Source organism: Paraburkholderia sp. EG286A (genome assembly GCF_040965375.1).
In the GTDB taxonomy this organism is placed as follows: domain Bacteria; phylum Pseudomonadota; class Gammaproteobacteria; order Burkholderiales; family Burkholderiaceae; genus Paraburkholderia.
Genome location: NZ_JBFRCB010000002.1, coordinates 324742 through 345066, shown reverse-complemented (window position 1 = coordinate 345066; position 20325 = coordinate 324742). Strand labels below are relative to the sequence as shown.

Sequence of the window (20325 nt, the reverse complement as noted above, 5' to 3'; positions counted from 1 at the left end):
CCTGTCATGACGACTCATTCGCAAACGCCTTCGCCGCAAGAGCCGCCTCGTCCTCATCAACCGCGGCGCTGGCCCATCGTACTCGCCGCGCTCGTGGTGCTCGGCCTCGCGGCGCAGGGCATCTGGTCGCGCCATAGCGCACACGCGGCGCTCGAACGCGAGGCCAAAAGCGCGAGCACGCTGACCGTGCAGGTGGTCACGCCGCAGCGCTCGGCGCGCGCACTCGACCTCGTGCTGCCCGGCAACGTGCAGGCCTTTCTCGACACGCCGATCTACGCGCGCACGAGCGGCTATCTGCGCAAGTGGTACTTCGACATCGGCGCGCACGTGAAGGCGGGCCAGCTGCTCGCCGAAATCGACGCACCCGAAGTGGACGACCAGTTGCGCGCCGCGCGCGCCGATCTCGCCAACGCCGAAGCGAACTACGCGCTCGCCAAAACCACGGCCGACCGCTGGACGCAGATGCTGCAAACGCGCTCGGTGGCGAAGCAGGACACCGACGAAAAAGTCGGCGACATGCTCGCAAAGAAGGCCACGCTCGATTCCGCGCGTTTCAACGTCTCGCGGCTCTCGCAACTGCAGTCGTACGAACGCGTGACGGCGCCCTTCGACGGCATCGTCACGGCGCGCAACGTCGATGTGGGCGCGCTCATCGACGCGGGCAACGGCGGCACCTCGCAAAAGGAGCTGTTCCATCTTGCGCAAGCCGACCGTCTGCGCGTGTACGCGAACGTGCCGCAGGCCTACGCACAGCAGATCCGCGTGCAGCAGCACGCGTATCTGACGCTCAACGAGGAGCAGGGCAAGCACTTTCCCGGCATCGTCGCGCGCACGGCGGGCGCGGTCGACGCACAGCAGCGCACGATGCTGGTCGAAGTCGATGTGGACAACCGCAGCGGCGAGCTGCTGCCCGGCGCCTACGCGCAGGTTCACTTCGCGCTCGACGGCTCGGCCACGCCGATCACGCTGCCCGGCAACGCCTTCCTGTTCCGCCCCGACGGCGTGAAGGTGGCGACTGTCGATGCGCAAGATCGCGTAAAACTCGTGAAGGTCACGCTCGGCACCGACTTCGGCACGCGCGTGGCGGTGGCGGCGGGGCTCACGGGCGACGAGCGCGTGATCGTCAATCCGCAGGACGCAATCGTCGACGGCACGCCGGTGCGCATCGTGCAGCCGCACGGCGAGCACGAGGCCAGTGCGGCGCATGGCGCGAGCGGTGCGGGCAGCAACATGGGCAACAGCGCGCAGGCGCAGGGCGAATGATGAAGCCCGCGCGGATTCGACTGTTCGCGTTGGCCATGCTTGCGGCGCTCGGCGGCTGCAAGGTGGGCCCCGACTACGTGCGCCCGGCGATGCCCGTGGCCGCGACCTTCAGGGAACTCGAAGGCACGGGCTGGACGATTGCACAGCCCGCTGACAGTGCGTCGCGCGGCGCATGGTGGACGATCTACGAGGACGCCCAGCTCGACGCACTCGAAGTCCAGGTCGAAGGCGCGAACCAGAACGTGCAGGCCGCGCAGGCACACTTTCGCGCGGCGCGCGCGAACGTCGCGCAGCAGCGCTCGAGCTTTTTCCCGCTCGTGACGGCGAGCGGCGATTTTTCGCGCTACCGCACCTCGCAGAATCTCCTGTACACGTCGAAGGCCGGCCAGACGATCAACGACTACTCCGTGGGCATCGACGCCACCTGGGAGCCCGACATCTGGGGCCGCGTCGCGCGCAACGTCGAGGCCGCCAAAGCGAACGCACAGGCGAGCGCCGCCGACATGCAGGCCGTGCTGCTCTCGATGCAGGCCGAACTCGCGACCGACTACTTCGAGTTGCGCGGCATCGACCGCGAACGGCAACTGCTCGACGACACGATCAAGGCCTACCGCGAATCGCTCGAACTCACACAGAACCGCTACGCGGGCGGCATCGCCACCGACGCCGACGTGGGCCAGGCGCAAACGCAGCTGCAGACCACCGAGGCGCAGGCGATCGATCTCGGCGTGCAGCGCGCCCAGCTCGAACACGCCATCGCGATTCTGATCGGACAGTCGCCTTCCACGTTCACGCTCGCTGCCGCGCCGAAGGAGGCCTACGCGGTGCGCGCGATCGCGAGCCCGCCGGGCGTGCCGTCGACGCTGCTCGAACGGCGCCCAGACATCGCGGCCGCCGAGCGCCGCGTGGCCGCCGCGAACGCGCAGGTGGGCGTGGCGACGGCGGCGTTTTTCCCGAACCTCATGCTCGCGGTCACGGGCGGGCTGGAGGCGACCAACTTCAGCCAGTGGCTCGTCGCGCCCGCGCGCTTCTGGTCGCTCGGGCCGACGCTCGCGGGCACGCTGATCGACTTCGGCGGGCGCGAGGCGGTGCGCAACGAAGCGCGCGCGCAGTATGACGAGAACGTCGCGCAGTATCGCCAGACGGTGCTCGACGCCTTCGGCGAGGTCGAGGACAACCTCGCGGCGCTACGCGTGCTGGCGCAGGAAGCGACCGCCCAGGACCGCGCGGTGGATGCCGCGCAGCGCACGCTCGTCACCATCAACAATCGCTATCTGGGTGGCGCGATCACCTATCTCGACGTGGTGGTCGCGCAAACCACGGCGCTCACCAACGAACGCCAGGCCGTGGCGATCTCGCGCCGGCGCATGGCGGCGAGCGTCGCGCTCGTGAAGGCGCTGGGCGGCGGCTGGAGCGCGGCGGATTTACCGGGCGATGCGGCGCTGGTCCACCCGGACGACGCGCAAAAAGCGCAGCCCGCCAGTGGGCCGCAAGGCGCTTCGCCGAACGCCGCTCGCAGCGCGCAGCCGGGCACCTCGCGCGCTCCGGGCTGAGCGGCCGCGCGGTTGCGCCGGGCACCCGGCCTGCGGCGCTCGACCACGCCATTTGCTCAACAGGCGTATCGTTGCGCCTTTGCAATCTTGCTGGAGATCCTGTCGTGACTGCATCACCGGGCGCCCCGCGCACTTCCGCGCCCTCCGCCGTTCCGTACATCGAACGCGGCACTCGCGAATTCTGGCGCGCAAGCCTCGCGCTGCTGTTCGCCGGCTACGCCACCTTTTCGCTTCTCTACTGCGTGCAGCCGCTCCTGCCCGCGTTCTCCCAAACCTTCGGCGTGAGCCCCGCGCAGAGCAGCCTCTCGCTCTCGTTCACCACGGCCGCACTCGCCATCGCGATCTTCGTCGCGGGCTTCGTCTCCGAAGGCTGGAGCCGGCGCGGCATGATGACCGCGTCGCTGTGCGCCTCATCGCTGCTCACGCTCGCCAGCGCCTTCGTGCCGCACTGGCATGAGATGCTCGTGCTGCGCACGCTCCTCGGCATCGCGCTCGGCGGCGTGCCCGCCGTGGCCATGGCGTGGCTCGCCGAGGAAATGCACCCGGACGGCCTCGGCCTGTCGATGGGACTCTACGTGGGCGGCACGGCGATCGGCGGCATGGCGGGGCGCGTGATCACGGGCATCGTCACCGACCTGTTCGGCTGGCGCGCGGCCGTGGCCGTGATCGGCGTGCTCGGGCTCGCCTCCATGTTCGCGTTCCGCTCGCTGCTGCCGCCCTCGCGCCACTTCGTGCCGAAGAGCGGCCTCGGTTTCGCGCATCATCGCGCGGCGCTGCTGCGCCATTTCGCGCGGCCGGGCCTGCCGATGCTGTTCGTGATGGGCTTCGTGCTGATGGGCAGCTTCGTCACGCTCTACAACTACATCGGCTACCGGTTGATCGCGGCGCCTTATCACATGAGCCAGGCGGCCATCGGCGCGATTTTCCTCGTCTACCTGACCGGCGTGGTCGCCTCGCCGTGGTCGGGCCGCATGGCCGACACGTTCGGGCGCGGCCGCGTGCTGATCGCCAGTCTCGCGCTGATGCTCACGGGCGTCGTGCTCACGCTGTTCGCGGCGCTCACCGCGATTGCTGCGGGCATCGCCTGCCTGACCATCGGCTTCTTCGCGGGACATGCGGTAGCGAGCGGCTGGGTCGGCCGGCTCGCGCGTGAAGCGAAGGGCCAGGCCGCCGCGCTTTACCTGCTCGCCTATTACCTCGGCTCGAGCGTGATGGGGTCGATCGGCGGCCACTTCTGGGCCGGCGCGGGCTGGGGCGGCGTGGCCGGCCTCGTGATCGTGCTGCTGGTCGTGGGCCTCGCACTGGCGCTCACCTTGCGCGCGCGCGAGCGCGCCGGAGCGGCCTGAGCCCGCGAAGCCGCCCGCACGGCATGCAACGTGCGCACTCGCGCCATTGTGTGCTGCGTGCTACCGCCATCGAAAGGCGTTCGTAATATTCAGACGACTCGCGATTTGCGGGCCGTGTGCCTCGCACCGCAGCGCAGCGCCGCATCTGGCGGGGCTTTTGCGGCGCGGCATCTGCTTCGCGGGGAGTCTGACGGCGCGCACACGCGCCGCCGCCCTCACCTATACTCGATTGCAGGCCCGGGGCCGCAGCGTCATGCCATTGGCATGGCGACGAGAAAGACAACCACTGCGAGCCATCGTCGCCCATACGATACGCAATCCCTGCATGGGACCGGAGCCAATGCTGAAGCACTAACTCCGGATCGACAGGAGACAAGCATGGAAGGTTATTTCACGATCGGCGATTTCGTGATGATCATCCCGATGGCCCTCGCTGGCGCGCTCTTTCTTGGCGCAGTGCCGTGCGCAACGGAATTCAGACACAACACGCTGCGCGTGATCGGCGCGCTGATCGGCGTACTCGCGGCCGTTGCGCTCGTCGAGACACTGCCGGCGCTGATGTAGCGGACGTTTGCCGTACGCTTCGTACGCACGGCGGCTTGCGATGCGCCGGCCCGTGAAGTGACGAAGCATTGATGCGGCATCCTCGCGGCTCGAAGCGCCGCGGCTCGCGCACGCGCGCGCCATTCGCTCGCACTCCCCCTCTCAGCCGGGATCGATACCCGGCTGCAAGCCCTTGAACTGACGCAACGCAGCGGCCAGATAGCCCGCGCGCGCAGGCGCGCCTGCGGCGTCTTCGGCGTGCACGAGCGCGGGCAGTGCCGTCCACGGCAGCGTCGGATGCAGATGATGCTGGCGATGCAGATGGTGGTTCATCAGCAGCACGCCCAAAACGCGCGGCACGCGAAAATCCCGCGCGCGGCCCGGTTCGTCGAGCGCAACGCCGTAGTGCGGCAGGTTGTCGGCAAGCGAAAGCCACAGTCCGCGCAGGTACATCGCCGCGAGCAGCACGGGCCAGGCCTTGCCGTAGAGCGCGAACGAAGCCGCATAGAGGGCGAGCGACGCAAGCCAGTCGCGCCGCGCACGGCGGCGCCGCACGGGATCGGTAGCGTGGTTCGCGAAGAGCCGCTGCACCTGCACGCCTTCGCGGCCATGCGCGCCCACGCCGCGCTCGATGACGGCACGCGCGAGCCGCGCCGGCACGAACGCCAGCAGCGGCAGCAGCAATTCGGCGAGGTAGAGACCCCCCATCAACCGCCCGTAGTACGCCACGCGACGACGCCAGCGCGGGCCGCTCGCGCCGTGCGTGTCGTGCACATCGGGCCGGTCGAACGGCTCGCGCGTGAAGCGGTGATGCATCAGGTGTCCGAAACGCACGGCGTCGAACGGCATCGCCAGACCGATCGAGAGCGCGCGGGCGAGCCACTCGTTCACGCGCCGGTCGCGCGCCAGTTGGCCGTGGATGCCTTCATGAATGAGGCCCCAGTGGATCGGCGTGGCGAGCACGACGGGCGCGAGTGTCGCCAGCAGCGCGAGCGTCGGGCCGCCCGCTGCGTCCAGCAACAGCGGCAAGCCGATGAGTTCGTAGCTAAGCGCCGTGAACGCGAACGCGATCAGCGCGGCGTTCATGCGGCTCGCCGTTGCGGGCCGGGGTGAGTGGGTTGACCGCCTGGCGGGTTCGGCGCGGGTGGCGGACGGGGAAAGCGCTTCAGTTTCGGCGCTCAAGAACTCCATGGTGATTCCTCGCGGCAAAGGCTGCCGCGACGTTAGCAGGGCCACATGACAAAGCGAAGAACGGCGCGCCGCGCGGCCATGGCCGATGTCTGCCCGATTCCGATTGTTCGCGCATAAAAAAGCCGCCTCGCGAAGGGAGGCGGCTTTTTGCGCCGGGAAGCAGGCAGAAGCGTGCCGCTCAGATGGGCTGATCGGTCGACGGCTTCTCCCACAGGTTCACGCCGCCTTCGGTCGCATAGCGGTCGATCTCCGCGAGTTCTTCCTTCGAAAACTCGAGGTTCTTCAGCGCAGCGACGTTCTCGCGCACCTGCCCCGCGCGGCTTGCGCCGATCAGTGCCGAGGTCACGCGGCCGCCGCGCAGCGTCCAGGCGATCGCCATCTGCGCGAGGCTCTGGCCGCGGCGCAGCGCGAGGTCGTTGAGCTTGCGCACGTGCTCGATGTTCTGCGCGCTCAGGTGCTCGCTCTTGAGCGAGCCGCCGCCCGGGCGGTTCACGCGCGCGTCTTCGGGCACGCCGTTCAGGTACTTGTTCGTGAGCACACCCTGCGCGAGCGGCGTGAACGCGATGCTGCCCGTGCCCAGGTCCTCGAGCGTGTCGAGCAGTTCTTCCTCGACCCAGCGGTTGAGCATGTTGTACGACGGCTGGTGAATGAGCAGCGGCACCTTGTATTCGGCGAGGAGCCGCGCCATTTCGCGCGTCTTCGCGGGCGAATACGACGAGATGCCGACGTAGAGCGCCTTGCCCTGCTGCACGGCAGTGGCCAGCGCGCCCGCGGTTTCTTCGAGCGGCGTTTCCACGTCGAAGCGGTGCGAATAGAAGATGTCGACGTAGTCGAGGCCCATGCGCTGCAGGCTCTGGTCGAGGCTCGCGAGCACGTACTTGCGCGAGCCGCCGCCCTGGCCGTACGGACCCGGCCACATGTCCCAGCCGGCCTTCGACGAGATCAGCAGTTCGTCGCGGTACGGACGGAAATCGTCCTTGAAAATACGGCCGAAGTTGGTTTCGGCGCTGCCGTACGGCGGGCCGTAGTTGTTCGCGAGGTCGAAGTGCGTGATGCCGAGATCGAACGCGGTGCGCAGGATATCGCGCTGGGTCGAGATCGGCGTGGTGTCGCCGAAGTTGTGCCACAGACCGAGCGACAGCGCGGGCAGTTTGAGCCCCGACTTGCCGCAAAAGCGGTACTGCATGTCCGAATAGCGTTCTGAGGCTGCTTCGTAAGCCATGGTCTGAATCCTCGGCGAAAACGGGTGGTGAGCGAAGGGACGGGCGCGACGCGCCGTGGAGCGCGCCGCTCGCGTGAGGCAGCTATGTTAGCCAATCCGCCCAAGCCGTGCAGATGCCCACTATGCGGGAAAGGCGATGGGGCGCGCTTGTCAGTCCGGTGGAAAAGCCGCACCCTGGACGCGCCGCGGCCACTCGCCTACACTGCGGCGTCCATCCTTTGCGAGAGGTTGTTCATGGCCAAAGCGATTTCGATCGCGCTCATCGCCTGTGGCGTCGTGCTGTTGTACTTCGGCGGCCAGTCGCTCCATTCGTTCGCGAACGACATGTCGCGCCTGTTTACCGGCGCGCCCACCAACCGCACAATCCTCCTGATCGGGGGCGGCATCGCCGCGACGCTCGCGGGCATCACCGGGCTCGCGATGTCGGGGCGCCGGCGCTAGGCGCCAGCACGGCAGCGTCGGCTCAGAACTTCACCTCGGGCTTCGACGCCGAGCGCGTGCCCGGCAGCGGCACGTTGCTCGCGCCGTGATAGGTGTAGACGAGCGAAAACTTCACCTGATCGCTCTGGTTCTGCCCCGCCGAATGCAGCGTGTTGCAGTGGAAGAACACCACGTCGCCGGCGGCGAGCGTCGGGGCAATGGCTCGGTCGATCCACACCTTGTTCTCGGGCAGGTCGGCGCGGAAGAATTTGGCGGCGTCGAACTTGTCCGAGGTGAACGGCGCGTCGTGCGAGCCCGGCACGAACCACAGGCCCCCGTTTTCCATCTTCTCCGGCCCGAGCGCGAGCCAGACCGACACGAGGTCGTCCCGCTCGAACGACCAGTAGCGCACATCGCGGTGCCAGCCGGTGAGGCTGCCGTAGTGCGGGTGCTTCGTCATCATGCAGTTGTGATGCGCGCAAGAGAGGACCGGCTCCTCGCCGAAATACAGTTCCATCCACCCCGCGATTTCCGGCGACGTGGCCCACTCGCGATACAGCGCGTGGCGCGAGTACGCGTCGAGCAGGCGCCGCACCGTATGGCCACCGGGGGCGTCCTTCGAGTCGGGCGCGCCGGGGTAGCGCAAATCGGCTTCGAATTCGAGCGGCGCGGCAGCCGCCTGCAACTGCTCCTGCGCAACCCGCTTGATCGCCTCGCAGCGCTCGGGCGAGACGAGCCCCGGCACGACCACGAAGCCGCGCTCGCGCAGCGCCTGCACCTGTTCTTTCTTTGACTGGACTGACATGGGACTTCCGTTATGCGATCTCGATGCGAGCAAGGGCCGCAGCCTGCGTTCGTCGCTTCGTCAAACGATAAGGCTGAGGCGTCGGCGCGCGCCGACTCATCGATTGTAAAGCGTGCCGGCACGGCGGGAAGGACCACGCTCTCACACGAGGTGGCTCCATGCGCGCCGCGGATCGAGCCGCACGCGAATGGCGCGCGCGCACCGCGATGGAGACAAAGGGCGGGATCGTGTGCATCAAAGACGCGCAGGGCCGGGTATTAACGGACTTTCTGCGGTCACGATTCGCGTGTAGCCTGTCGCGATGTTGTTTTACTTCGCCGAATTCTCATCGCACGCACGGATCGCCGTGAACGCCTTGCCACACAAGGTGCTCCAACAGAAGAATCCGTCGCGTCGCGTCCTACGCCGCGCCATGCGGCCCGTCTCCCGTCCACCCAGATCGTGACGCCCTGGAAGACAGGCACGTTTGCTGCTCGATGCAAAGCGTCGCGCAAGGCGCACCTCGAACCGATTGCTCAACCGCCATGCATACCCTCTTCACTCCTCAACGCATGACCCACGCCGCCCACACAGCCCTGAAAGCGGCACGTCCCGCCCGCCGTCACCTGGTGCGCGCTCTGCGACACCATGCCGCCCGCACCCGCGCGCTCACGCAGCAAGTGCGCGAAGCGAAGCCCGTCGACAGCATGCGCGGCTGGTTCCACTCGTTCTTCGCCGTACTGCGCATGCGCTCGGGCGCGCGTCACTTCTCGCTGCGCACGCTGCTCTATCGTCCGAATGCGCCGCTGCGCACGCTCGCCGCGCCGTCCACGGTTCACGTGACGCGCAGCACGCGCAAGCCGCGCCGTATGGGCGCGAGCAGCACGGGCTGGTTCGGTTTCGCGATGCGCTGAGACCCGCGCGGCCGACACCGCGCAATCCGCAGAAAACAAAAAACCCCGCATGGGCTTGCGCCCTGCGGGGTTTTTCTTCGCTTGCTTCACTCAAGCCGGCGCGAGGCCGGCTCTTGCGAATGCTTACGCGACGGCTGCGCTCACCGGCTCCGTGCCGGCGGCTTCGGCCAGAACCAGCGCCTTGTCGGTCGCTTCCCACGAGAATTCCGGCTCTTCGCGGCCGAAGTGGCCGTAAGCAGCGGTCTTTTCGTAGATCGGGCGCAGCAGGTCGAGCATCTGAATGATGCCCTTCGGACGCAGGTCGAAGTGTTCGCGCACGAGCTTCGTGATGGTCGCGTCCGAAACCTTGCCGGTGCCGAACGTGTTGACCATGACCGAGGTCGGCTCAGCCACGCCGATGGCGTACGACACCTGGATCAGGCAGCGCGACGCGAGGCCGGCGGCCACGATGTTCTTCGCGACATAACGGCCGGCGTAGGCTGCCGAGCGGTCCACCTTCGACGGATCCTTGCCCGAGAACGCACCGCCGCCGTGCGGGGCTGCGCCGCCATACGTATCGACGATGATCTTGCGGCCCGTGAGACCGCAATCGCCCTGCGGGCCGCCGATCACGAAGCGACCAGTCGGGTTCACGAGGAACTTGATGTCGCCCTTGATCAGCTCGGACGGCAGCACCGGCTTGATGACTTCTTCGATCACGGCTTCGCGCAGCGTGCCGAGGTCGATGTCCGGCGAGTGCTGGGTGGAGAGCACGACGGTGTCGATGGCGTGCGGCTTGCCGTCGACGTAGCGGATCGTGACCTGCGACTTCGCGTCCGGGCGCAGCCAGGGCAGACGGCCGTCGCGGCGCAGGTTCGACTGGCGCTCGACCAGACGGTGCGAAAGGTGGATCGGCAGCGGCATCAGTTCGGGCGTTTCGTCGCACGCATAGCCGAACATCAGGCCCTGGTCGCCGGCGCCCTGGTCGAGGTTGTTGTCGTGCGCGCGGTCCACGCCCTGGGCGATGTCCGGCGACTGCTTGTCGTAGGCGACGAGCACCGCGCAGCCGCGGTAGTCGATGCCGTAGTCGGTGTTGTCGTAGCCGATGCGCTTGATGGTGTCGCGCGCGACCTGGATGTAGTCGACGTTGGCCGTCGTGGTGATTTCACCGGCCAGCACGACGAGACCCGTGTTGCACAGCGTTTCCGCTGCAACGCGCGAGTACTTGTCCTGCGTGAGGATGGCGTCGAGGATCGCGTCCGAGATCTGGTCGGCGACCTTGTCCGGATGGCCTTCGGAGACGGATTCGGAGGTGAAGAAATAGTCGTTTGCCACGTGTCTAGCTCCTTGTAGCTGGTGACGGTTGAGTTCACGTAGCCAGCTTCGGGAGCTTTGAAGCGGCGACGCTTTAGCGGAATTGCTGCCCGGTTGCCATGATTCGCGTTCGATCACGCGTAGTTCACAGCCCACCGGCTTCGCCCCGCAAGTTGTCTATTAACTCGGCGAAGCCCTTATTATAGCGACTTCCTTAAATTGTCGCAGAGTCTCCCCCGCGTGCCGCCCATCGCCCCTTTCACAGTTCGCAAGCCCTGCAGCGGAGTTGCCGCATGATAGGCAAACTCGGCTCCCGTTTCGCCATCGGCCTGCTCAAGCTGTTTGCGATCCTGCCCTATGGCTTCGTCGCGCGTCTGGGCGACGGCCTCGGCTGGCTGCTCTACCAGATCCCGAGCCGGCGCAAGCGCGTCGTTCATACGAATCTGCGCCTGTGCTTCCCCGAGTGGAGCGACGAAAAGCGCGAGGAAGTGGCGGGGCTGCACTTCCGTCATGCGATTCGCAGCTATATGGAGCGCAGCGTGCAATGGTTCGCCTCGGCGAAGAAGCTCGAAAAAATCGTCGAGCTCGACAGCGAGATCGATCTCACCGATCCGAACCTGCCGCCGACGCTCTTCCTCGGCCTGCATTTCGTGGGCATCGAGGCGGGCTCCATGTTTCTGAACTACTCGCTGCACCGGCCCTGCGGCTCGCTCTACCAGCCGTTCTCGAACCCCGAGTTCGAAGCCGCGGCCAAGGCGGGACGCAGCCGTTTCGGCGCGGAAATGGTGAGCCGTGCGGACAGCGCGCGCGCCGTGCTGCGCTGGCTGCGCGACAAAAAACCCGTGATGCTCGGCGCCGACATGGACTACGGCATGCGCAATTCCACGTTCGTGCCCTTCTTCGGCGTGCCGGCGTGCACGCTCACGGCGGTGGGACGTCTGGCGAAGGTGGGTCATGCGCAGGTGGTACCGTTCATCGGCGAGGTGTTGCCCAATTACAAGGGTTATCGGCTGAAAGTGTTCAAACCTTGGGAAAATTATCCGACCGGCGACGACGATCTCGACGCGCGCCGCATGAACGCCTTCCTCGAAGAACAGATTCCGCACATTCCCGAGCAGTACTACTGGGTCCACAAGCGCTTCAAGACGCGGCCGCCAGGCGAGCCGAGCGTCTATAACTGAACTTCGCGCACACGATCGAGGCCCGGGTTTTCGCCCGGGCCTCGCTTACAATGACGGCATGAAACTCAAATTCACCAAGATGCACGGCGCGGGCAACGACTTCGTCGTGCTCGACGGCTACAGCCAGGACCTCGCGCTCACGCCCGAGCGCGTGCGCGCGCTCGCCGACCGCCACTTCGGCATCGGCGCGGATCAGTTGCTGCTGGTCGAGAAGCCGACCGTCGAAGGCGTGGACTTCCGCTATCGCATCTTCAATTGCGACGGCGGCGAGGTCGAGCACTGCGGCAACGGCGCGCGCTGCTTCGTGAAATTCGTGCGCGACCGCAAGCTCACCGCTTCGAATCGCGTGCGCGTGCAGGTGCAGAAGGGCACGATCACGCTCGTCGTGCAGGAAAACGGTGAAGTCGTCGTCGACATGGACCGCCCCGAGTTCGAACCGGCGCTCGTGCCGTTCAACGCGAACGGCCTCGAAGGCCGCCGCGAAGGCAACGACACGCTCTGGCCGCTCGACGTGAACGGCGCCCGGCGCTGGGTGTCGGTCGTCTCGATGGGCAATCCGCACGCGGTGCAGGTCGTGGACGACGTCGAGGCGTACCCGGTGAAGGCCGAAGGCGCGGTCATCGAAACGCATGCGCGTTTCCCGAACAAGGTGAATGCCGGTTTCATGCAGATCGTTTCGCGCAACGAAGTGAAGCTGCGCGTATTCGAGCGCGGCGCAGGCGAAACGCTCGCGTGCGGCACGGGCGCATGCGCGGCCGTGGCGGCGGGCATTCGCCGCGGGCTGCTCGACACGCCCGTAAAGGTGCATACCCACGGCGGCCTGCTGACCATCGCCTGGGACGGCGCACGCGACGAATCCGCCGCGCTCACCATGGCGGGCCCGGCTGCCACGGTGTTCGAAGGCGAGATCGAGCTGGCCGACTGACACGCACCATCGGCCTCGTGCGGCGCGCGCAACGAGAGAACGTCGCGCTGTACGAATACCCGAAAGCCATCCACCGCATGACAGACCGCGCGCCGCCGTGCGCGCCTCACAACTACAACGCGTCCACAACATGAACGATCGCGAAGTTGCCGACTATCTGCTCGCCCACCCTGATTTTTTCGTTGAGCACGCCGAACTGCTCGCGACGATCAAGCTAGGCAATCCGCATGGCAAGGCTGCCGTCTCGCTGCAGGAGCGCCAGATGGAAATGCTGCGCGAGAAGAACAAGCATCTCGAGCGGCGTCTCTCCGAGCTGCTGCGCTACGGCCACGAGAACGATTCGATCGCCGCGAAGTTCAACCGCTGGACCACGCGCATGATCGCCGAGCGCGATCCGTACGCACTGCCGCGCTCGATCACGCAGAACCTGCGCGACGTGTTCGACATGCCGCAAGCCGCGCTGCGCGTGTGGGACGTGGCCGAGTCCTACAGCCAGGCCGACTTCGCACGCCATACCGGCGAGGAAGTGCGCATCTTCGCGAACAGTCTCGACACGCCGTATTGCGGCGCGAACACCGGCTTCGAGGCCGCGCAATGGCTCGACTCGAGCGACGGCGCCGCCGAATCGGTTGCGATCATCGCACTGCGCGCCCCCGCTGTGGCCTCGAACGACGCGCCAGTGGGCGAAGCCTTCGGCCTGCTGGTGATGGGCTCGCCCGACCCGCGCCGCTTCCACGAAGGCATGGCCACCGACTTTCTCACGCAGATCGGCGCACTCGCGAGCGCGGCGCTCTCGCGCCTGTTGCCGCACTGACACCCGCCCAGGCCGCCCAACGTGAACCCGACCGATCCGATCGCCGCCTATCTCGCGATGCTCGAACACGAACGGCGGCTCTCGGAGCACACGCTGCGCGGCTACACGCATGAACTCGACGAGCTGAAGAAGCTCGCCAACGGCAAGCCGCTCGAAACGGTCACCGCCGCGCAGGTGCGTGGCGCGGTGGCGCGCGCGCATGCGGGCGGCCTCTCGGCGCGCTCGATCGCGCACCGGCTCTCGGCCTGGCGCGCCTTCTATCGCTGGCTCGCGGGGCGCATCGAGATGGACGCGAATCCCGTGGCCGCCGTGCGTGCGCCCAAGCGCGCCAAAACGCTGCCGAAGGCGCTTTCCGTCGATGACGCCGCGCATCTCATGGAAGCGCCTGCCGTCGCCGGCACAGAGGAAGGCGGCCCCGAGGCGCTGCGCGACCACGCGATGCTCGAGCTGTTCTACTCGTCCGGGCTGCGCCTCGCCGAACTCGTGGGCCTCGACGTGCGTTACGTGAAGCGCGACGGCTACGAATCGGCGGGCTGGCTCAAGCGCGACGCCGCCGAAGTCGAGGTGCTGGGCAAGGGCAACCGTCACCGCATGGTGCCGGTCGGGCGCAAGGCGCTCGACGCGCTCGACGCCTGGCTGGCCGCCCGCAGCGCCTTCGTGAAGCACGACGACGCCCCGCTCTTTCTCTCCGTGCGCGGCAACCGCATGGCGCCCGGCGTGGTGCGCGAGCGCGTGAAGCGCGCCGCCATCGCGGCGGGCATTCCCGCGAACGTGCACCCGCACGTGCTGCGGCACTCGTTCGCCACGCATCTGCTGCAGTCGAGCGGCGACCTGCGCGCCGTGCAGGAACTGCTCGGCCACGCGAGCATCTCGGCCACCCAGGTCTATACGTCGCTCGACTTTCAGCATCTCGCGAAGGTCTACGACACCGCGCATCCGCGCGCCAAGAAGCGCGATTGATACGCCACGGCGCTCGCGCAACGCTGCGCGACACGAGTGCCGTCACCCAGCATCGAAGCCATCATGAATATCGTCACCCTCAAGCCGTCCAAAGAAAAATCCCTGCTGCGCCGCCATCCGTGGGTGTACGCGAACGCGATCGACCACGTGGAAGGCAAGCCCGCGCCAGGCGCGACCGTCATCGTGCGCGCGGCCGACGGCCGCTTTCTCGGGCGCGCCGCCTACAGCCCGCACTCGCAGATCCGCGCGCGCGTGTGGAGCTTCGACGAAAACGAACCGATCGACCACGCGTTCTTCAAGCGGCGCGTGCAGCGCGCCGTCGCCGACCGCCGCGCGATGGTGAGCGGCACGGGCGCGGTGCGCCTCATCTTCGGCGAGGCCGACGGCCTGCCTGGCCTGATCGTCGACTACTACATCGAAGATGGCGGCGACGGCCGCGGCCAGCTCGTGTGCCAGTTCATGGCGGCGGGCGTCGAGGCGTGGAAGGAGGCGATCGTCGCCGCACTCACGTCGGCCACGGGCTGCCCAAACGTGTACGAGCGCTCGGACGTGTCGATCCGCGAAAAGGAAGGGCTCGAACAGATCACCGGCCTGCTCGCCGGCGACGAACCGCCGGCCACGATCATCACGAGCGAGAACGGCGTGCGCTATCACGTGGACGTGCGCAACGGCCACAAGACCGGCTTCTACGTGGATCAGCGCGACAACCGCGCGCTCGTGCAGACGTACGCGCGCGAGCGCGAGGTGCTCAACTGCTTCTGCTACACCGGCGGCTTCTCGCTCGCGGCCATGAAGGGCGGCGCGAAACGTGTGGTGTCGATCGATTCCTCGGGCGAAGCGCTCGCCACGGCGCAGAAGAACGTCGAGGCGAACGGCTTCGACGCCGCGCTCGCGAGCTGGCTCGACGCCGACGCCTTCAAGACGCTGCGCCGCCTCTACGACGACGGCGAGCGCTTCGATCTCGTGGTGCTCGATCCGCCCAAGTTCGCGGCCTCGCGCGAGCATGTGGACCGCGCCGCGCGCGCCTACAAGGACATCAATCTCACGGGTTTCAAGCTGCTGCGTCCGGGCGGTCTGCTGTTCACGTATTCGTGCTCGGGTGCGATCGATTCGGCGCTGTTCCAGAAGATCGTTGCGGGCGCCGCTGCCGACGCGAAGGTGGACGCGCGTATCCTCAAGCGCCTTGGAGCCGGTGTGGATCATCCGCTGCTCACGGCATTCCCGGAAGGCGAATATCTGAAGGGCCTGCTGTTGCAAATCGCCTGAGACGGCCTTATTTGAGCCCTTTCGACGGCGCGCTGGAACACCTTGATGGCGATCTGTTCGCGCCCCGATTGGGTCTCGCGCCCGGCCGCCGGATGCGGGCGCGGCGCAGATATGTTTCAATAGGAAGTTATGTTGTAACACTCGAAGGCAGCGACAGCACGAAGCGGCGCGCCTGAACGTACCCCTCGAACACCTACCAGGCAGACAGCATGGCAACCAGCATGATTCCCGTCACCATCCTGACCGGCTTTCTCGGCAGCGGCAAAACCACGCTGCTCAAGCGCATCCTGAACGAAAAGCACGGCATGAAAATCGCCGTGATCGAGAACGAGTTCGGCGAAGAGAACATCGACAACGAAATCCTCGTGCAGGACAGCACCGAGCAGATCATCCAGATGAGCAATGGCTGCATCTGCTGCACGATTCGCGGCGACCTCGCGCGTGTGCTCGGCGACCTCGCGCAGCAAAAGCGCGACGGCAAGCTGGACTTCGACCGTGTGGTGATCGAAACCACCGGCCTCGCCAATCCGGGCCCGGTCGCGCAGACGTTCTTCATGGATAACGAGATCGCCGACGAATTCCTGCTCGACGCGATCATCACGCTCGTGGACGCCAAGCACGGCAACCATCAGCTCGACGAGCACGAAGTGGTGCAGCGCCAGGTCGGTTTCGCCGACCGCCTCTTCATCACGAAGGCCGACCTCGTCGACGAGAATGAACTCGCCGACCTGCGCCATCGCGTGCTGCACATGAACCCGAAGGCGCAGATCCGCCAGGTCAATTTCGGCGAGGCCGACATCAAGGAAGTGTTCGACCTGCGCGGCTTCAACCTGAACGCCAAGCTCGAAATCGACCCCGACTTCCTCGCCGAAGACGATCACGCTCATGCGCATCACGATCATGACCATGACCACGCGCATGATCATGACCACGCCGATTGCGACCACGATCACGGCCAGTGCGACGCAAAGCTAGTCCCTGGGGACAACCACGAAGGCCACGATCACGGCCACCACCATCACGCGCACCACGACGACAAGATCAAGTCGTTTGTCTACCGCAGCGACCGTCCGTTCGATCCGAACCGCCTCGAAGACTTCCTCGGCGGCATTCTGCAGATCTACGGCGAGCGCCTGTTGCGCTACAAGGGCGTGCTCTACATGAAGGGCGTGGACCGCAAGGTGGTGTTCCAGGGCGTGCACCAGATGATGGGCAGCGACCTGGCCGCCAAGTGGCTGCCGATCGAGAAGAAGGGCAGCAAGATGGTGTTCATCGGCATCGAGCTGCCGCAGGACCTCATCACCGACGGGCTCGACGCCTGCCTCGCCTGACCGGCTTCCCCGCTTTTCCCGATACGCCCGGCCCGCTGCCGGGCGTTTTCGTCTGGAGTTTGTGCACTGCGACGCGAGAGCCGAGCCAAGTTTGCGGCCGGCGCAAAGAATTCCTTCCGGTTCTGTGCGTCAAATAACGTACCCGACCATCGCTTTTTCACGATTGGCGCGTTATATTTTCTGGATATCGACCGGTTCGCAAACGGCCTGGCGACCGGCGGGTCACAGCAGGGATTTCCCGCTTGCGGCGCGAGTTTGCGGTTCGGTTACAATACGGCCCCACTGGAAGAGAGGTGCCCCGGAATTCAGCCGAGGGACACCCCGCCGGCAGCGCATCGCGTCGCAGCGCGCAGTCGGTACGATATATGCCTCAGGAGCATCTGATGACCGGTTTCCAGAGGAGTTCGGCCCCGCAGCGGCGCTTCGGGCGTCACGACAGTTCATCGTCCGTGCCCGCCAGCGCGCATATAACGGCGCGGTAACTGCGCCTGGCAAAGTGGTAAAGGTTGGTAACGGCCACTGCGGGCAACACAAAAGTGCAGGCAAGATGTGCCAGTTTTGCCTCACTCATTGAAGAAGCAAGCCAGATGACGACGAAACGACTCTTGACCGAAGCCGAAATCCTGAAGATGGGCGACAAGGATTACATGAACGAGGATCAGCTCGCCTTCTTCAAGAACCGGCTCGAACAGCTGCAGGCGGAAATCCTCCGCAATGCGGGCCAGACCACTGAGAATCTGCGCGAAACCGTGATCGTTCCCGATCCGGCCGACCGCGCGACGATCGAAGAAGAGCATGCGCTCGAGCTGCGTACGCGCGACCGCGAACGCAAGCTGCTCAAGAAGGTGCAGCAATCGCTTGCGCGCATCGATTCCGGCGACTACGGCTGGTGCGAAGAAACGGGCGAGCCGATCGGCATCCCGCGTCTGCTCGCGCGTCCGACCGCCACGCTCTCGCTCGAAGCGCAAGAGCGCCGCGAACTGCGCCAGAAGCTGTTCGGCGATTGAGCTTTTTTCTGGCCGCGAAGCCCTGCTTGCGCGGCTAGCGACTTGCCTTCCCTGTCGAAGCGCACGGAGCCCCGTGCGCTTTTTTCTTTTGCGCGCGCCGTTCCACACCGGCCATCGCGCCGCCGTGCCGTTTTCTGCGCCCGCGGCCCTTGATATGCCCATCGCCGCCCTAAACTGCAACTGATATGCGCTCGCGGCGCGCGAGAAGCGCGCGCGACGCACCCGGATTCAGGGCGGCGGCGCCCGCAGCGTGCACGGCGCGCGGGTACCGCGGCGCCCACCCGAAAGCGGCAGGCACACCACCTTCGCATCCAACCCGGCATCAACGGTAAAAAGGAACGCACATGGAGCAATTTCACGGCACGACGATCGTATCCGTGCGGCGCGGCGACAAGGTCGCGCTCGGCGGCGACGGCCAGGTCACCCTCGGCAACATCGTCATGAAGGGTGGCGCGAAGAAGGTCCGGCGCATTTACGGCGGCAAGGTCATGGTCGGCTTCGCCGGCGGCACCGCGGACGCGTTCTCGCTGCTCGACCGCTTCGAAGCCAAGCTCGAAAAGCATCAGGGCAACCTCACGCGCGCCGCCGTCGAACTCGCCAAGGACTGGCGCACCGACCGCATGCTGCGCCGCCTCGAAGCCATGCTGATCGCCGCCGACTCGACCACCACGCTCGTGATCACCGGCAACGGCGACGTGCTCGACCCCGAGGAAGGCATCTGCGCGATCGGTTCGGGCGGCGCGTATGCGCAGGCCGCGGCCCGCGCACTCGTGGAGAACACAGAACTCTCGCCGCGCGAGATCGTCGAAAAATCGCTCGAGATCGCGGGCGACATGTGTATCTACACGAATCACAACCGCGTGATCGAAACCATCGAATAACTCGCCAACCGACCGTACCGACGAGAAGGAATCAGGATGAGCACCATGACCCCCGCCGAGATCGTCTCGGAACTCGACAAGCACATCATCGGCCAGGCGAACGCGAAGAAGGCCGTGGCCGTCGCGCTGCGCAACCGCTGGCGCCGCCAGCAGGTCGCCGACCCGCTGCGCCAGGAAATCACGCCGAAGAACATCCTCATGATCGGGCCGACGGGCGTCGGCAAGACCGAAATCGCGCGGCGTCTCGCCAAACTCGCGGATGCGCCGTTCATCAAGATCGAAGCGACCAAGTTCACCGAAGTGGGCTACGTGGGCCGCGACGTGGACAGCATCGTGCGCGACCTGATAGAAATCTCGGTGAAGCAGACGCGCGAAACGGAAATGCGCAAGGTGCGCAGCAAGGCCACGGATCAGGCCGAAGACCGCATCCTCGACATCCTGCTGCCGACGGCGCGCCCGGTAGGCTTCGGTTCGTCCGATGCGGCGAGCCACGCCGAAAGCGGCGACAACACCACGCGCCAGACCTTCCGCAAGCGCCTGCGCGAAGGCCAGCTCGACGACAAGGAAATCGAGCTGGACGTCGAGCAGCCGCAAGTGGGCATGGACATCATGGGCCCCCCGGGCATGGAAGACATGACCGAGCAGATCCGCTCGATGTTCGCCAATCTCGGCGGCGGCAAGAAAACCCGCCGCAAGGTGAAGGTCAAGGAAGCGCTCAAGCTGCTGACCGACGAGGAAGCCGGCAAGATGCTCAACGACGAAGAGGTCAAGCAAAAGGCCGTGCAGAACGTCGAGCAGAACGGCATCGTGTTCCTCGACGAAATCGACAAGATCGCCTCGCGCAACAACGAAGGCAGCGGCGGCGAAGTTTCGCGTCAGGGCGTGCAGCGCGATCTGCTGCCGCTCGTGGAAGGCACGACCATCAACACGAAATACGGGATGGTGAAGACCGATCACATCCTGTTCATCGCGAGCGGCGCGTTCCATCTCTCGAAGCCGAGCGATCTGATTCCCGAACTGCAGGGCCGTTTCCCGATTCGCGTAGAACTCGACTCGCTCTCCGTGAAGGACTTCGAAGCGATTCTGGTCGCGACCGACGCGAGCCTCGTGAAGCAGTATCAGGCCCTGCTCGCAACCGAAGACGTGCAGCTCGATTTCGCCGAAGACGGCATTCGCCGCCTCGCGGAAATCGCCTTCTCGGTGAACGAGAAGACCGAGAACATCGGCGCGCGCCGTCTTTACACGGTGATCGAAAAGCTGCTGGAAGATGTCTCGTTCGCGGCCGGCAATCACGCCGGCAAGAGCGTGACCATCGACGCCGCCTATGTCGACAATGCACTCGGCGAAGTGGCGCAGGACGAAGACCTGTCGCGTTACGTGCTCTAAACGTTACGCATGGCGCATGAAAAAGGGACCCCGCGGGGTCCCTTT

Annotated in this window: 19 protein-coding genes; 15 read left to right on the top strand and 4 right to left on the bottom strand. The window is 66.2% G+C overall.

Annotation, left to right across the window (positions count from 1 at the left end):
- Positions 1 to 6: 6 nt before the first annotated feature.
- The 4 genes from AB4Y35_RS08280 to AB4Y35_RS08265 all read left to right on the top strand — a co-directional run bounded on the left by AB4Y35_RS08280 (position 7) and on the right by AB4Y35_RS08265 (position 4726).
- Positions 7 to 1263: an efflux RND transporter periplasmic adaptor subunit gene (locus AB4Y35_RS08280; RefSeq protein ID WP_368704056.1), complete on the top strand. Its 1257-nt coding sequence runs from the start codon at positions 7 to 9 to the stop codon at positions 1261 to 1263.
- Positions 1263 to 2816, top strand: coding sequence for an efflux transporter outer membrane subunit (locus AB4Y35_RS08275; RefSeq protein ID WP_368704632.1), 1554 nt, complete (start codon positions 1263 to 1265; stop codon positions 2814 to 2816). The genes AB4Y35_RS08280 and AB4Y35_RS08275 overlap by 1 nt, the downstream gene beginning before the upstream one ends.
- 104 nt (positions 2817 to 2920) lie before the next feature.
- Positions 2921 to 4162 (top strand): MFS transporter, encoded by a 1242-nt coding sequence (locus tag AB4Y35_RS08270; protein WP_368704055.1) that lies wholly within the window; start codon positions 2921 to 2923, stop codon positions 4160 to 4162.
- A 378-nt stretch (positions 4163 to 4540) separates the two neighbouring features.
- Positions 4541 to 4726: a hypothetical protein gene (locus AB4Y35_RS08265; protein ID WP_028203177.1), complete on the top strand. Its 186-nt coding sequence runs from the start codon at positions 4541 to 4543 to the stop codon at positions 4724 to 4726.
- Positions 4727 to 4867: 141 nt separating this feature from the next.
- Here the strand turns inward: AB4Y35_RS08265 and AB4Y35_RS08260 are convergent, their stop codons facing one another.
- Positions 4868 to 5791, bottom strand: coding sequence for a fatty acid desaturase (locus AB4Y35_RS08260; RefSeq protein WP_368704054.1), 924 nt, complete (start codon positions 5789 to 5791; stop codon positions 4868 to 4870).
- A 283-nt stretch (positions 5792 to 6074) separates the two neighbouring features.
- Positions 6075 to 7118 (bottom strand): L-glyceraldehyde 3-phosphate reductase, encoded by a 1044-nt coding sequence (gene mgrA / locus AB4Y35_RS08255; protein WP_368704053.1) that lies wholly within the window; start codon positions 7116 to 7118, stop codon positions 6075 to 6077.
- 234 nt (positions 7119 to 7352) lie between these two features.
- Between mgrA and AB4Y35_RS08250 the strand changes: the two genes are divergently transcribed.
- Positions 7353 to 7559, top strand: coding sequence for a DUF3185 family protein (locus AB4Y35_RS08250; RefSeq protein ID WP_069264683.1), 207 nt, complete (start codon positions 7353 to 7355; stop codon positions 7557 to 7559).
- Positions 7560 to 7581: 22 nt separating this feature from the next.
- Here AB4Y35_RS08250 and AB4Y35_RS08245 read toward each other — a convergent pair whose 3' ends face one another.
- Positions 7582 to 8343, bottom strand: a complete 762-nt coding sequence (locus AB4Y35_RS08245; RefSeq protein WP_368704052.1) for a phytanoyl-CoA dioxygenase family protein — start codon at positions 8341 to 8343, stop codon at positions 7582 to 7584.
- Between the two features lie 608 nt (positions 8344 to 8951).
- Here AB4Y35_RS08245 and AB4Y35_RS08240 point away from each other — a divergent pair.
- Complete coding sequence (locus AB4Y35_RS08240; protein WP_368704051.1) at positions 8952 to 9236, top strand: hypothetical protein; 285 nt, start codon at positions 8952 to 8954, stop codon at positions 9234 to 9236.
- Between the two features lie 123 nt (positions 9237 to 9359).
- Here the strand turns inward: AB4Y35_RS08240 and metK are convergent, their stop codons facing one another.
- Positions 9360 to 10550, bottom strand: a complete 1191-nt coding sequence (gene metK / locus AB4Y35_RS08235) for a methionine adenosyltransferase (protein ID WP_368704050.1) — start codon at positions 10548 to 10550, stop codon at positions 9360 to 9362.
- Between the two features lie 272 nt (positions 10551 to 10822).
- Between metK and AB4Y35_RS08230 the strand changes: the two genes are divergently transcribed.
- The 9 genes from AB4Y35_RS08230 (at position 10823) to hslU (ending at position 20280) form a co-directional block, all read left to right on the top strand.
- Positions 10823 to 11710, top strand: coding sequence for a lipid A biosynthesis lauroyl acyltransferase (locus AB4Y35_RS08230; protein ID WP_368704049.1), 888 nt, complete (start codon positions 10823 to 10825; stop codon positions 11708 to 11710).
- Between the two features lie 58 nt (positions 11711 to 11768).
- On the top strand, positions 11769 to 12635 hold the full coding sequence (gene dapF, locus AB4Y35_RS08225; RefSeq protein ID WP_368694991.1) for a diaminopimelate epimerase: 867 nt from the start codon (positions 11769 to 11771) through the stop codon (positions 12633 to 12635).
- Between the two features lie 130 nt (positions 12636 to 12765).
- On the top strand, positions 12766 to 13449 hold the full coding sequence (locus tag AB4Y35_RS08220; protein ID WP_368689433.1) for a DUF484 family protein: 684 nt from the start codon (positions 12766 to 12768) through the stop codon (positions 13447 to 13449).
- Positions 13450 to 13506: 57 nt separating this feature from the next.
- On the top strand, positions 13507 to 14409 hold the full coding sequence (gene xerC, locus AB4Y35_RS08215) for a tyrosine recombinase XerC (protein ID WP_368704631.1): 903 nt from the start codon (positions 13507 to 13509) through the stop codon (positions 14407 to 14409).
- A 63-nt stretch (positions 14410 to 14472) separates the two neighbouring features.
- Positions 14473 to 15675 carry a class I SAM-dependent rRNA methyltransferase gene (locus AB4Y35_RS08210; protein ID WP_368704048.1) on the top strand — a complete coding sequence of 401 codons (1203 nt, stop codon included), beginning with the start codon at positions 14473 to 14475 and terminating at the stop codon, positions 15673 to 15675.
- Positions 15676 to 15896: 221 nt separating this feature from the next.
- The gene (locus tag AB4Y35_RS08205) at positions 15897 to 17006 is read left to right on the top strand and encodes a GTP-binding protein (RefSeq protein ID WP_368704630.1); all 1110 of its coding nucleotides are present in this window, start codon (positions 15897 to 15899) and stop codon (positions 17004 to 17006) included.
- A gap of 587 nt (positions 17007 to 17593) precedes the next feature.
- Complete coding sequence (gene dksA, locus AB4Y35_RS08200) at positions 17594 to 18013, top strand: RNA polymerase-binding protein DksA (RefSeq protein WP_322031516.1); 420 nt, start codon at positions 17594 to 17596, stop codon at positions 18011 to 18013.
- A 344-nt stretch (positions 18014 to 18357) separates the two neighbouring features.
- Positions 18358 to 18894 (top strand): ATP-dependent protease subunit HslV, encoded by a 537-nt coding sequence (gene hslV, locus AB4Y35_RS08195; protein WP_069264666.1) that lies wholly within the window; start codon positions 18358 to 18360, stop codon positions 18892 to 18894.
- A gap of 36 nt (positions 18895 to 18930) precedes the next feature.
- The gene (gene hslU / locus AB4Y35_RS08190) at positions 18931 to 20280 is read left to right on the top strand and encodes an ATP-dependent protease ATPase subunit HslU (protein WP_368704047.1); all 1350 of its coding nucleotides are present in this window, start codon (positions 18931 to 18933) and stop codon (positions 20278 to 20280) included.
- The last annotated feature ends 45 nt before the right edge of the window (positions 20281 to 20325 follow it).